This is a genomic window from Vibrio sp. 1167, from assembly GCF_033340375.1.
Taxonomy (GTDB): Bacteria; Pseudomonadota; Gammaproteobacteria; order Enterobacterales; family Vibrionaceae; genus Vibrio; species Vibrio alginolyticus.
Map to the genome: position 1 here is coordinate 69,884 of NZ_JAWOWK010000002.1, position 12,550 is coordinate 82,433.

Genomic DNA, 12,550 nt, shown 5'->3' on the forward strand with positions numbered 1-12,550 from the left:
CTATGTCGATAAATACTGATGAAACGACTTGGCAGACGTTTAAGCGTCTATGGCAATTTATTCGCCTTTATAAGTCAGGTCTTGTCGTTGCAGTCATTGCATTAGTTATTAATGCTATATCAGATACCTATATGATTTCCCTGCTAAAACCACTACTCGATGAAGGTTTTGGGAACGCTGAATCTGATTTTTTACGCACGCTTCCATTGATTATTTTTGCCATGATGTTCATCCGTGGCATAAGTGGATTTGTCTCCACCTACTGTTTGAGCTGGGTATCTGGCAACGTAGTTATGCAAGTCCGTCGCATGGTGTTCAATCACTTTATGCATATGCCAGTGTCTTACTTTGATAAGGAAAAGACGGGCAACTTATTGTCGCGTATAACCTACGACTCAGAGCAAGTATCAGCGGCAACTAGCCAAGCGTTGGTGAGCATTGTGCGTGAAGGCGCAAGTATCATTGGTCTGTTAGTCTTGATGTTTTACAACAGCTGGCAATTGTCGCTAGTGCTGTTTGCTGTTGCTCCCGTTGTGGCATGGGGTATTGGTGTTGTTTCTAAACGTTTTAGAAAAATATCCAAAAATATGCAGACCATGATGGGTAACGTAACTGCATCAGCAGAGCAGATGCTGAAAGGCCATAAAGTTGTGTTGAGCTATGGCGGCCAAGACATCGAACGTAAACGATTTGAAAAAGTCAGCAACCAAATGCGTCAACAAAGCATGAAGTTGGTGACGGCTCAAGCGGCGGCTAACCCTATCATCCAAATGATTGCATCACTTGCAATTGTTGCCGTTCTTTATTTAGCAAGTATTGATTCGATTAAAGAGCAACTGACTCCAGGTACATTTACTGTTGTGTTCTCTGCAATGTTTGGTCTGATGCGCCCACTTAAAGCGCTGACTAACGTTACTTCTCAGTTCCAACGTGGTATGGCCGCGAGCCAAACGCTCTTCGCGTTAATTGACCTCGAGCCTGAGAAAAACGAAGGTAAGTTGACAGTTGAACGCGCAAATGGCGATGTTTCAGTTAAAAACGTAAGCTTTACTTACACTGGTGCAGAAAAACCAGCATTGGAAAATGTCAGCTTCGATATTCCAAGAGGAAAAACGGTGGCGCTAGTTGGCCGTTCTGGCTCAGGTAAAAGTACCATCGCGAACTTGTTCAACCGCTTCTATGATGTTGACAGTGGATCTATCACATTAGATGGGCATGATATTCGTGATTACGAGCTAAAGAATTTACGTCAGCAATTTGCACTAGTATCGCAAAATGTTCATTTGTTTAATGACACGATAGCAAACAATATTGCGTACGCAACGGATGGCCAATACGAGCGCAGTGATATCGAGAAAGCGGCAACACTCGCGCATGCGATGGAGTTCATCGGCAAAATGGATGATGGACTTGATACCATGATTGGTGAAAATGGTGCTAGCTTGTCTGGTGGTCAACGCCAACGTGTTGCGATTGCGCGAGCTCTATTGCGTGATGCTCCAGTGCTGATTCTTGATGAGGCAACTTCGGCTTTGGATACCGAATCCGAGCGAGCTATTCAAGCTGCACTTGATGAGCTGCAAAAAGACAAAACGGTACTTGTAATAGCGCACCGCTTATCCACAATTGAGAAAGCCGATGAAATTCTTGTGGTTGATGATGGTGCCATCATTGAACGTGGCAACCACGCTGAGCTTATTGAGAAAAATGGTGCGTATGCACAATTGCACCGTATTCAGTTTGGTGAATAAGCGCGGTGATTGAAAAAATCTGGTTTGAAAGCCATCCAATAAAATATCTCTTGTGGCCGCTTTTGTGGCCACTGAGTTTATTATTTGGAGCGATAAGCAAGTCAAAGCGAAAGCAATACCAAACTGGCCGCAAGCAAGCTTATAATGCGCCTATACCTGTTGTTGTGGTTGGCAATATCACTGCTGGTGGCAATGGTAAAACACCAGTTGTTGTGTGGCTTGTTGAGCAACTACAGCAAATGGGCTTTAAGCCGGGGGTTGTTTCTCGTGGTTATGGGGCAAAGGCTCCTGCCTATCCGTTAGTGCTAAAAGAAGATACGCCAGCGAAGCATTGTGGCGATGAACCTAAGTTGATTCATCGCCGTACAGGAGCACCTGTTGCGGTAGATCCTGTGCGTTCAAATGCAGTGAAAGCACTGCTAGATTTGGATGTGGATATCATAATTACGGATGATGGATTACAACATTATGCGTTAGGCCGTGATATTGAGTTAGTGATTGTGGATGGGAATCGCCGGTTTGGGAATGAAAGCCTGATTCCATTAGGTCCTTTACGTGAAGGTATTGAGCGACTTAAAGAAGTCGACTTTATCATCACCAATGGCGGTCAAGCGCATACGGGCGAAATCGCAATGGCTTTAGCACCCTCTAAAGCTATTAATCTTAAGACTAAGCAACATGTGGATGTCTCGGAGTTGAAAGATCTCGTCGCATTTGCGGGCATTGGGCATCCTCCGCGTTTTTTTCATACACTAAACTCGATGAGCGCAGATGTTAAAGTCACAAAAGGTTTTGCTGACCATCAAGACTTTGATCAACAAGAATTAGAAGCATTGGCTCAACAAGGGACCAATGTGATTATGACCGAGAAAGATGCCGTCAAGTGCAGCCATTATGCGCAAGATAATTGGTGGTATCTGCCTGTATCTGCCCAGTTTGAGTCAAACGATGCAGAGCAAATTTTAAATAGAATAAAAGAGGTTAAAGCGGCTTATGGATCACCGTCTACTTGAGATTGTAGCTTGCCCTGTTTGCAAAGGTAAGCTGACGTACGATAAAGATAATCAAGAGTTGATCTGCAAATTGGATCGCCTTGCTTACCCGATCAAAGAGGGTATTCCAGTTCTGCTAGAGCCTGAAGCTCGCGCTATGAGCATGGATGAGGGACGCTAATGTCTTTTACGGTTGTCATCCCTTCGCGCTACGCATCGAGCCGTTTGCCTGGTAAACCGCTAGCGGATATTGGTGGTAAGCCTATGGTTCAGTGGGTTTATGAACAAGCGCTACAAGCGGGTGCGGAAGATGTCATCGTTGCAACTGATGACGAGCGTGTTGCGAAAGCGGTTTCGTCATTTGGTGGTAAAGTTTGTATGACCTCTCCCCAGCACGAATCAGGTACGGAGCGTCTTGCAGAAGTTGTTGAAAAGATGGCTATTCCGTCAGACCACATTATTGTTAATGTGCAAGGGGATGAGCCTTTGATTCCGCCGTCCATCATTCGTCAGGTTGCTGATAACTTATCAGGGTGTGAAGCCCCGATGGCGACGTTAGCTGTAGAAATAGACTCGGAAGAGGAAGTGTTCAACCCGAACGCTGTTAAAGTTGTCGCAGATGAGCAAGGCTATGCGTTGTACTTTAGTCGAGCAACCATCCCTTGGGATCGCGATAACTTTGCTAAACAAGACAAAACCATTGCCAACCCATTAATGCGTCATATTGGTATTTATGCTTATCGAGCTGGTTTCATTAATACGTATGTCAACTGGGCACCAAGTGCATTAGAGCAGATTGAGTGTCTTGAGCAACTGCGAGTGCTTTGGTACGGTGAAAAAATTCATGTGGCGGTAGCGAAAGAAGCACCAGCGGCAGGGGTTGATACGCCCGAAGACCTAGAAGCCGTGCGCGCGATTGTTGCAAAGCAAGCGTAACAAATGCTCATATAGATTTAAGAATAAACAAGGCTCCTGAATTAGGAGCCTTTTTTGTTTTACTCGTATCGCGGTATTAGTTAAATGTTAGTGTCGTATTGGTTCCGTTTAGGGCAGGTCGCTAACACCTCTCGGTGACCGGTGTCTTTCACTTCTTGGAGAATGACATCAAAGCCCCATAATCGGTACACGTGCTTTAGAACTTCTTCGTAACTATCATCAAGTGGGATGCGGTTGTGAGGAACGTACTGCAACGTAAGCGATCGATCACCACGGACATCGACATTAAACACCTGAATGTTTGGCTCAAGATTAGATAAGTTATACTGAGCGGCTAAGGTTTCTCTAATGCGTTTATAACCCATCTCATCGTGTATAGCAGCGACTTCAATAAAGTTCTTATGGTCATCATCGTTGATCGCAAACAGCTTGAAATCACGCATTAATTTCGGAGAAAGGTATTGGCTAATAAAGCTTTCATCTTTGAAATTATGCATCGCGAAATGCACTGCATCTAACCAGTCGGTTCCTGCTAAATCTGGAAACCACTCCTTGTCCTCATCAGTTGGTTCTTCGCAGATACGCTTAATATCTCGGAACATGGCAAAGCCTAACGCGTAGGGGTTAATGCCATTAAAGTAAGGACTGTTATAAGGCGGCTGAGCCACGACACTGGTGTGGCTATGTAAGAACTCTAGAATGAACTTTTCAGACACCAAGCCCTCATCATAAAGATGGTTGAGTATGGTGTAGTGCCAGAACGTTGCCCAGCCTTCATTCATGACTTGCGTTTGTTTTTGCGGATAAAAATACTGACTGATCTTACGGACGATCCGAACAACTTCACGTTGCCATGGCTCTAGCAACGGCGCATGTTTTTCGAAGAAGTAGAGCAAGTTTTCCTGAGGCTCGCTTGGGAATCGCTCTTTAATGTCTTCCTCTTTCGTCTTGGCTGTTGGTACCGTGCGCCAAAGCTCATTAACTTGAGATTGTAGGTATGCTTCGCGTTCTTCTTGTCTTGCTTTTTCCTCTGTAATTGAGATTTTCTCTGGACGCTTGTAGCGGTCTACACCAAAGTTCATTAACGCGTGACAAGAGTCGAGCAGCTTTTCCACTTCTTTTACGCCATATCGTTCTTCACATTCGGCTAAGTACTTTTTGGCGAACAGCAGATAGTCGATAATAGAACTGGCGTCAGTCCACGTTTGGAATAGGTAATTACCTTTGAAAAAAGAGTTATGGCCGTAACACGCGTGCGCTATAACGAGTGCTTGCATTGTTACCGTATTTTCTTCCATCAAATAAGCAATACAAGGGTCGGAGTTAATCACAATCTCGTAGGCTAACCCCATTTGACCATGTTTATAGTTCTGCTCTGTTTGAATGAATTTTTTACCAAATGACCAGTGGTTGTAATTGATTGGCATGCCGATACTTGAGTAGGCATCCATCATCTGTTCTGAAGTAATCACTTCTATTTGGTTAGGGTAAGTGTCTAGGCGATAATGCTCCGCGACACGCTTAATTTCTTTGTGGTATCGCTCTAACAGCTCAAATGTCCAATCTGGTCCATCTGGCAACACTTTACTGTTACGCTTCTTAGGCGCCTCTCCTGAGAGGTTTCTCGTTGCGGTATTCATCGCTAGCCTCCTTACGCCGTTTCTTTTTGGAATAGTTCACGAAAGACTGGGAAAATATCCTCCACAGAGCGAATGTTTTTCATTGCGAAATTAGGAAACTCTTCAGTGAGTTTTTCGTACTCATGCCATAGAGTTTGGTGCGAGCGCCGTGTGATCTCTATGTAAGAGTAGTACTGACAGTTTGGAAGTAATTTGTTCACTAATAGATCCCGGCACCTTGGCGAATCATCTGCCCAGTTGTCACCGTCGGATGCTTGAGCTGCATATATGTTCCACTGACCAATCGGGTATCGCTCTTTTACTATTTCATCCATTAACTTGAGTGCGCTAGATACAATGGTACCCCCGGTTTCTTGTGAGTAGAAAAATTCGTGCTCGTCCACTTCCTTCGCTTGGGTATGGTGGCGGATAAAGACGACTTCGACATTCTCGTAGGTACGAGTTAAGAACAAGTACAAAAGAACATAGAAGCGTTTTGCGATGTCTTTCGTTGCCTGATCCATCGAACCGGATACGTCCATTAGACAGAACATGACCGCTTGGCTCGATGGTACCGGGCGTTTCTCATAGTTCTTGAAGCGTAAGTCGAAGGTATCGATGAACGGCACGCTTTCGATTTTCTTGCGCAGTTCTTCAATTTCAGCCTTCAAGCGGTTCTCTTCAAACTGCTGAGCAGGTTCAATATTTTTGATGCGAGCAAGTTCGTCTTCTAACTCTTTAAGAAGTCGTTTTTTACCGGCAGTCATTGCAGTACGGCGCGCAAGAGATTGTTGCAGAGAACGTACTACGGCGATATTGGAAGGGATACCGGCAGTTTGAAAGCCTGCACGGTGTGTTTTCCATTCAGTGATTTTGGCAATTTGGTTTTTTTCTAGATTAGGCAGCTCGAGATCTTCGAACAAAATATCGAGGTACTCATCTTTTGATATTTGGAATACAAATTCGTCTTGGCCTTCTCCATCTGGACTGGCGTTCCCTTCTCCTGAGCCGCTACCCTGACCGCCACCTTTGGGACGCTCAATTTTATCACCAGTAATAAATTGATCGTTACCGGGATGAACTCGTTCGCGAACACCACCTTTGCCTTGATGAAATATAGGCTCATTGATGTCTTTGTGAGGGATAGAGACGTCTTCGCCCGTTTCCGTATTCGTAATCGAGCGTCGATTCACTGCGTCTGCTACCGACTCTTTTATTTGCTCTTTGTGGCGCTTCAAGAAGCGCTGTCGATTAACAGCGCTCTTGTTCTTGCCATTGAGCCTTCGGTCTATAAATTGCGCCATGAAATAGCCCTCTTCATGTTTCACAAGCGACCTAACTCAATACTGGGTTAGGATGACTTACGTACTCGTAGGTACCACTCAGAAAGTAGGCGAACCTGTTTCTCGGTATAGCCTTTTTCCATCATGCGAGCGACAAAGTCGTCATGCTTCTTCTGATCTTCAGAAGAGGTTTTCGCATTAAATGAGATAACCGGAAGTAGCTCTTCGGTATTGGAGAACATTTTCTTCTCGATTACTGTGCGCAGTTTTTCGTAGCTGGTCCAAACCGGGTTTTGACCATTGTTATTCGCTTTCGCACGAAGCACAAAGTTAACGATTTCGTTTCGGAAATCTTTCGGGTTAGAAATACCAGCTGTTTTTTCGATCTTCTCTAGCTCAGCATTCAGTGAAGAGCGATCAAATAGCTGACCAGTTTCTGGATCTCGGTACTCTTGGTCTTGAATCCAGAAGTCTGCATAGGTGACATATCGGTCGAAGATGTTTTGGCCGTATTCAGAGTAAGACTCAAGATAAGCGGTCTGAATCTCTTTACCGATAAATTCAACGTATCGAGGTACTAGGTAGCCTTTCAAGAACTCGAGATATTTCTCTGCTGTTTCAGCAGGGAACTGTTCGCGCTCAACCTGTTGTTCAATCACATAGAATAGATGTACAGGGTTGGCTGCCACTTCGGTTTGGTCGAAGTTAAATACGCGTGACAAAATCTTAAAGGCAAAACGTGTTGAGAGACCGTTCATGCCTTCATCGACACCAGCATAATCACGATACTCTTGATAGCTTTTTGCCTTTGGATCCGTATCTTTCAGCGTTTCACCGTCGTATACGCGCATCTTAGAGAAGATGGACGAGTTTTCAGGCTCTTTAAGTCGAGAAAGAATACTGAATTGTGCCAGAGTCTCGAGCGTGCTTGGTGAACAAGGGGCTTGAGACAACTCACTGTTTTCGAGAAGTTTTTGGTAGATTTTGACTTCTTCTGAAACACGTAGACAGTAAGGTACTTTCACAATATAAACACGGTCCAAGAACGCTTCATTGTTCTTGTTGTTACGGAAGGTCTGCCACTCAGATTCGTTTGAGTGAGCCAGAATCATACCGTCGAATGGAATCGCAGAAAGGCCTTCTGTACCGTTGAAGTTGCCTTCTTGCGTTGCTGTTAACAGCGGGTGAAGCACTTTGATTGGTGCTTTGAACATCTCAACGAATTCCATTAAACCTTGGTTTGCTTTACACAGCGCACCGGAGTAGCTGTAAGCGTCTGGATCGTCTTGCGAATAGTGTTCAAGCTTACGAATATCGACTTTACCAACCAATGATGAGATATCTTGGTTGTTTTCATCGCCTGGTTCAGTTTTGGCAATACCGATTTGGTCAAGGATAGAAGGGCGTACTTTCACTACTTTAAATTTGGTGATATCACCACCAAACTCGTGAAGACGTTTAGCGGCCCAAGGAGACATGATCGAGCGAAGATAACGGTGCTCGATGCCATATTCTTTTTTCAAAATATCGCCATCTTCTGTGGCTTTGAATAGGCAGAATGGATGGTCATTCACTGGGCTGCGTTCGCCGTTAGCAGTAAGAACATAAATAGGCATCTGTTCCATCAGAGCCTTAAGCTTTTCTGCAAGCGAAGACTTACCGCCACCTACAGGGCCGAGTAAGTAAAGAATCTGCTTACGCTCTTCTAGGCCTTGCGCCGCATGTTTTAGGTAAGACACAATTTGTTCTATGGCATCTTCCATGCCATAAAAGTCTTTAAAGGTTTCATAACGAGAGATAACACGATTCGAGAAGATTCGGCTTAGTCTCGGATCCTTTGCCGTATCGATTATCTCTGGTTCACCAATCGCCATCAGTAGGCGTTCTGCTGCATTAGCATAAGCGCTTTTGTCATCTTTACACAGGGCTAAAAACTCCTGTAACGACATCTCTTCATCTTTTGCAGCTTCATATCTTGATTGATAGTGGTCGAAAATACTCATGTCGCTTTCCCCTTTAATAGTCAGTCTACCGACGAACGTTGATTCAGGCTTTCCACCAACAGTTATGCTCGTTGTTGTTTGAATATACGTCCTGTTATCACATTTGGTTCGTACAGAATGTAAGATTGGCGACACCAAAGACTTTGCTTTATGGACGGTTTTTTCGTTACAACGGTGAGCGGTGGATATGAATTTTTCAATCACAGCCTTTCTCTACTTAAGCCTAGTCGGGGATTTGCAATTTTGCTTAACAATTATGAATTTATTGTAAAAGTGAAATTTGAATCACTCTTTTATTAAGGACGAATTTATGTCGTGAATAGGTGCAATAGAAATCAAATATTTGGCAAAGACAGAAGAGTCTCAGTGATTCGTTGTTCTACATTGAGCAAGGCAAGTGAAAGAGGTAGGAAGAGAGCAAAGTCTTAGATAAGTTTGTGACAGGGTAAATAACAAGGAGAGCGGGCGCTCTCCTCATTCTTAGATGACCATTTTATGCGCTGAAGATTTGCGCTAGTTCGTTTTCACATAAATGATACTGACGAGGGCAGTTACGCCAAGTTTGCAGCATACGGCGGTATTTATCTAGCATCGGCATTTGGCTGTTAAAGTGATGATCTGCCTTGTCAAACTGAGGGTACAAACCTTCAGAATCGATTAGAAAACGTACGTAATGTACTTGTTGCGCTTCTGAAGCGATATCAAATCCCAAGAACTTCAAGCGGCGCTGATCTACGTTGCTGCGGTCTTCATCGTCTAGCATGTTGTAAGATTCTTGCATCGCATGATACATCTCCATAACGTCGATGATCTCACGACATTCTGCTTCTGAGAGGCAGCCGAAATCTTTGTTCAACTCTCGCATTTGTAGTTCATAACCACGTTCAACGATCGTTTGTAAGCGTTTGTATTTGGCCGCATTACTTGGATCAAGTTGAGACATAAGGTTGTATTGGTTTGATAGAATCAAACGTTGAGCGTTTGACATTTCCATGGTGACCTCACTAGATATCTAATACATTTTTAATGTGCTTAGGTTAACGCTTAAGACATGAGTGAAACATGATCTCAACACATATTTAATACTAAAAAATGGCAAGAACTGTCACTTTTGACCAGTTTGAAAACACTTATTTATGGTAATGATTGTATATGTAGTCTCGGTCTGAAAATACTCTCAGCCACTCTGGCTTGAATACGGTTAAAACCGCCAGTGCCATACCATTTAATAGACCTTCTGGAAAGGCGAGCAACGGCACAAAAACAAAGTAGTTATGTTGAATGGTTTCCCAATCGTAGTGACCAACTGATAGGTGATAAAAAGAGTTAATGATGAGGTGCAGACTTCCTGTTATCGCGCCATTGAAAAATCCAGCAACGAAGATGAAAACAAAAATGTTTCGTGGCAAGTAGTGGTAACTCAGAAGAAACACTAAGTAACTAATGAAAATCGGAATTAGGGCAGATAGAACTAACGACGTGGGTAAGAGTAGCAAGGACACATCATGTAGTAGGTGGTTGACCAACATAGCGGGAATGCTGAGTAGAAATGCCATGCGCCAACCATACATCATCGTCAGCGTTGTTAGTGCAAGAAAATGAATCTGTAATCCTTCTTTTACACCTGCTTGAGCGGCCCATAGAATACTGAAAAAGAAGAGCGTTGCAAAAACGAGGTGCTGAAATCCTTTCTCTTTTTCCAGTTTTGGCCAAACGACTTTTTTCCAATCTGGTAGGCAGTAGACTACTACTATCCAAATTGAGACAACAAGAGAGCCTAAGTTAAACAAATCCATGTTACTTCCTTCCTATGCGAACATGACGCAATCATTTCTATCGTTCTTTTTATACCTAAATGACCGCAGAGAAACTCACTGATAAGGCTTAGATATAATCAAAAAAATACCAGCAATAAGCTGGTATTTTAAAGAGGTTAGTCTTGCGGTTCACTTAGTATTTTACGTTATCGTTGTATTGAGCAAGAATGGATTGAATTTCATCCATGGTTTCTTTCGGTGGCGGGTTTACGCCTTCGAGTGGGTATTCTAAGCCTAACGCTTCCCACTTATGAGCCCCTAATTTGTGGTAAGGAAGTAACTCGACCTTTTCGATGTTATCCATGTCTTTAATAAATTCACCAAGCATGTGTGCTGCTTCTGGGTCATCTGTGTAACCAGGCACGACGACATAGCGAATCCATGTTTTCTTTCCGATTTTTTGTAAGTAACGAGCAAAGTCCAATGTGCGTCGGTTGGATACACCGATGAGATCTTGGTGCACTTCGTCTTTCATGTGTTTGATGTCAAGCATGACTAAGTCTGTTGCATCCAGTACTTCATCGATAACATCAGTGTGCTTACGAACATAACCGTTAGTATCTAGACATGTATGAATGCCCTCGGCTTTAGCTGCGCGGAAAAAATCACGTACGAATTCCGGTTGAAGCATCGCTTCGCCGCCAGAACAAGTAACGCCACCACCTGATGCATTCATGAAGTGGCGGTAACTTTTCGCTTCGGAAATGATTTCTTCAACCGTGACTTCTTTGCCATCATGCGTGTCCCAAGTATCGCGGTTATGGCAATACTTACAGCGCATTAAACAACCTTGCAAGAAGACGATAAATCGAATACCAGGTCCGTCTACGGTACCACATGACTCAAATGAGTGAATACGACCAGCTGTTGACATCTTTTGCTCTCATTACTAGTAAATTCTAGCTGTTATTTTATTACAAAAAGCAGGGTTAAAACAGCTTTGTCGGTACTAAAGGCAAGGTTATTTGAAGAAAGAAAATAGATGGAGCCAATCTACATAAACGCTTGAACACGAGGTGGTTAATACCTACCCCGAGAGCTTGCCGTGTATCTAGATTGACTTCGATGCTGGGATAATCCAGTTTTTAGAAAAAGGCGAACACGGAGAACGAGCCTGTCCCATAAACATCGGTTTGGGCTTCTTCATAATCCGGTGTTTTAATTGTAAAGGTGATGCTTGCACCGTAATTTTGGTTGTACCAAGATACTCCCGCGACGGCACTTGCTTGCCAATTTTGCAGTGTGACGTCGTATGGCGCTGACGGTTCAGGAATGCCAGGACGATCTCCTTCGATAGTCATGTCATTAAAGCGGTAACGACCTTCAAACCCGGTGAACAAGAACCAACTCGACGTGTTCTGAGCGATCATACTTGCTGAGAAAGGGCTTTCGACACTGATATTGGCGGCTCCGATGCTATTCGCTAGGTTTGTACCCCAACGAAACATGACGCCTTGAGAGACATCACTACGGAAGTTACCCGCATTGATGTCGTTAATGTTGGTGATCTCCCATTGTGTTTTTTGTTCTTCGCTGCGCATCAATTTGTTAAATACGCGGTAACCAAGGCTGAACGCCACTTTATCTTCAATCTGGTAATCCCAACCTTGAGGGTCCGTCGATCCTGTTATGCCGTGAACGATTTCTTGCGCCTTTTCTGATAGCGAACTTTCACCCGTAGTTCCTATGGTGAAATTGTACCGTACAGCTTTGTCACTCGTTAGGGAAAGGTAGTTGATTTCGGTGTGTAGGTAACCGGCATATGGGCGATCATTGATTAGTGGATAATCGGCTTCAATGTCGCTTGGAGTCCACATTTTGTGGCCAAGAACCAACTCTATTTTATCGATATTGGCGTGCTCTGAGTTAGCTAGACTCAGCCATTTCCATTGGCTTTCTTGTATCAGTTGGTCTGTCGCGTACGAAAGGAAAACACCATTCGTATAGTCTTGATCGACGCCAAAAATACCATCGTTGTCGATGGTAAAAGAAACCGTAGACTTAGTGGATGCTATTGCAACTGGAGAAAGAAGGGTAAGAATAATTATTAATTTACTAAATCTCATAGACTTTATTTGCTAACTTTTTTCGCATCATACGTAAGAATGCGGGCAAAAGTCTTTCGCGATATCACAACTTTCATTCAAGA

At 43.7% G+C, this 12,550-nt stretch carries 11 protein-coding genes; 4 read left to right on the plus strand and 7 right to left on the minus strand.

Annotated features, from left to right (window positions below; genetic code table 11):
• The first annotated feature begins 2 nt into the window (after positions 1 to 2).
• Genes msbA through kdsB form a run of 4 tightly spaced genes read left to right on the plus strand, consistent with a single transcriptional unit; the run spans position 3 to position 3,679 of the window.
• Positions 3 to 1,751 carry a lipid A ABC transporter ATP-binding protein/permease MsbA gene (msbA, locus tag R7Z78_RS03710; protein WP_042522131.1) on the plus strand — a complete coding sequence of 583 codons (1,749 nt, stop codon included), beginning with the start codon at positions 3 to 5 and terminating at the stop codon, positions 1,749 to 1,751.
• Between the two features lie 5 nt (positions 1,752 to 1,756).
• Entirely contained in the window at positions 1,757 to 2,764 is a 1,008-nt protein-coding gene (gene lpxK, locus R7Z78_RS03715; protein ID WP_104975987.1) for a tetraacyldisaccharide 4'-kinase, read from the plus strand.
• A complete protein-coding gene (locus R7Z78_RS03720) occupies positions 2,745 to 2,924 on the plus strand; it encodes a Trm112 family protein (RefSeq protein WP_009707122.1) in 180 nt (59 codons plus the stop codon). The genes lpxK and R7Z78_RS03720 overlap by 20 nt, the downstream gene beginning before the upstream one ends.
• Positions 2,924 to 3,679: a 3-deoxy-manno-octulosonate cytidylyltransferase gene (gene kdsB, locus R7Z78_RS03725; protein WP_017634738.1), complete on the plus strand. Its 756-nt coding sequence runs from the start codon at positions 2,924 to 2,926 to the stop codon at positions 3,677 to 3,679. Before R7Z78_RS03720 ends, kdsB begins: the two co-directional genes overlap by 1 nt.
• A gap of 80 nt (positions 3,680 to 3,759) precedes the next feature.
• On the opposite strand, the gene R7Z78_RS03730 is transcribed toward kdsB, so the two are convergent.
• The 7 genes from R7Z78_RS03730 to R7Z78_RS03760 all read right to left on the minus strand — a co-directional run bounded on the left by R7Z78_RS03730 (position 3,760) and on the right by R7Z78_RS03760 (position 12,467).
• Positions 3,760 to 5,319 (minus strand): SpoVR family protein, encoded by a 1,560-nt coding sequence (locus R7Z78_RS03730; RefSeq protein ID WP_005378449.1) that lies wholly within the window; start codon positions 5,317 to 5,319, stop codon positions 3,760 to 3,762.
• Between the two features lie 11 nt (positions 5,320 to 5,330).
• The gene (locus R7Z78_RS03735) at positions 5,331 to 6,602 is read right to left on the minus strand and encodes a YeaH/YhbH family protein (protein WP_005378448.1); all 1,272 of its coding nucleotides are present in this window, start codon (positions 6,600 to 6,602) and stop codon (positions 5,331 to 5,333) included.
• Positions 6,603 to 6,649: 47 nt separating this feature from the next.
• Complete coding sequence (locus R7Z78_RS03740) at positions 6,650 to 8,584, minus strand: PrkA family serine protein kinase (RefSeq protein WP_005378447.1); 1,935 nt, start codon at positions 8,582 to 8,584, stop codon at positions 6,650 to 6,652.
• 493 nt (positions 8,585 to 9,077) lie between these two features.
• A complete protein-coding gene (locus R7Z78_RS03745) occupies positions 9,078 to 9,578 on the minus strand; it encodes a YfbU family protein (protein WP_005378446.1) in 501 nt (166 codons plus the stop codon).
• 136 nt (positions 9,579 to 9,714) lie between these two features.
• Positions 9,715 to 10,380: an energy-coupling factor ABC transporter permease gene (locus tag R7Z78_RS03750; RefSeq protein ID WP_053303246.1), complete on the minus strand. Its 666-nt coding sequence runs from the start codon at positions 10,378 to 10,380 to the stop codon at positions 9,715 to 9,717.
• Between the two features lie 154 nt (positions 10,381 to 10,534).
• Positions 10,535 to 11,275, minus strand: a complete 741-nt coding sequence (gene pflA / locus R7Z78_RS03755; RefSeq protein ID WP_005378444.1) for a pyruvate formate lyase 1-activating protein — start codon at positions 11,273 to 11,275, stop codon at positions 10,535 to 10,537.
• 211 nt (positions 11,276 to 11,486) lie between these two features.
• Entirely contained in the window at positions 11,487 to 12,467 is a 981-nt protein-coding gene (locus R7Z78_RS03760) for a lipid A deacylase LpxR family protein (protein WP_169644471.1), read from the minus strand.
• Positions 12,468 to 12,550 lie beyond the last annotated feature (83 nt).

Bases quoted from the DNA above. Each gene is read 5' to 3' on its own strand.
- pflA (WP_005378444.1), bottom strand. From the start codon at position 11,275: ATGTCAACAGCTGGTCGTATTCACTCATTTGAGTCATGTGGTACCGTA.
- R7Z78_RS03735 (WP_005378448.1), bottom strand. From the start codon at position 6,602: ATGGCGCAATTTATAGACCGAAGGCTCAATGGCAAGAACAAGAGCGCT.
- kdsB (WP_017634738.1), top strand. From the start codon at position 2,924: ATGTCTTTTACGGTTGTCATCCCTTCGCGCTACGCATCGAGCCGTTTG.
- R7Z78_RS03740 (WP_005378447.1), bottom strand. From the start codon at position 8,584: ATGAGTATTTTCGACCACTATCAATCAAGATATGAAGCTGCAAAAGAT.
- R7Z78_RS03720 (WP_009707122.1), top strand. From the start codon at position 2,745: ATGGATCACCGTCTACTTGAGATTGTAGCTTGCCCTGTTTGCAAAGGT.
- R7Z78_RS03760 (WP_169644471.1), bottom strand. From the start codon at position 12,467: ATGAGATTTAGTAAATTAATAATTATTCTTACCCTTCTTTCTCCAGTT.
- msbA (WP_042522131.1), top strand. From the start codon at position 3: ATGTCGATAAATACTGATGAAACGACTTGGCAGACGTTTAAGCGTCTA.
- R7Z78_RS03730 (WP_005378449.1), bottom strand. From the start codon at position 5,319: ATGAATACCGCAACGAGAAACCTCTCAGGAGAGGCGCCTAAGAAGCGT.
- R7Z78_RS03750 (WP_053303246.1), bottom strand. From the start codon at position 10,380: ATGGATTTGTTTAACTTAGGCTCTCTTGTTGTCTCAATTTGGATAGTA.
- R7Z78_RS03745 (WP_005378446.1), bottom strand. From the start codon at position 9,578: ATGGAAATGTCAAACGCTCAACGTTTGATTCTATCAAACCAATACAAC.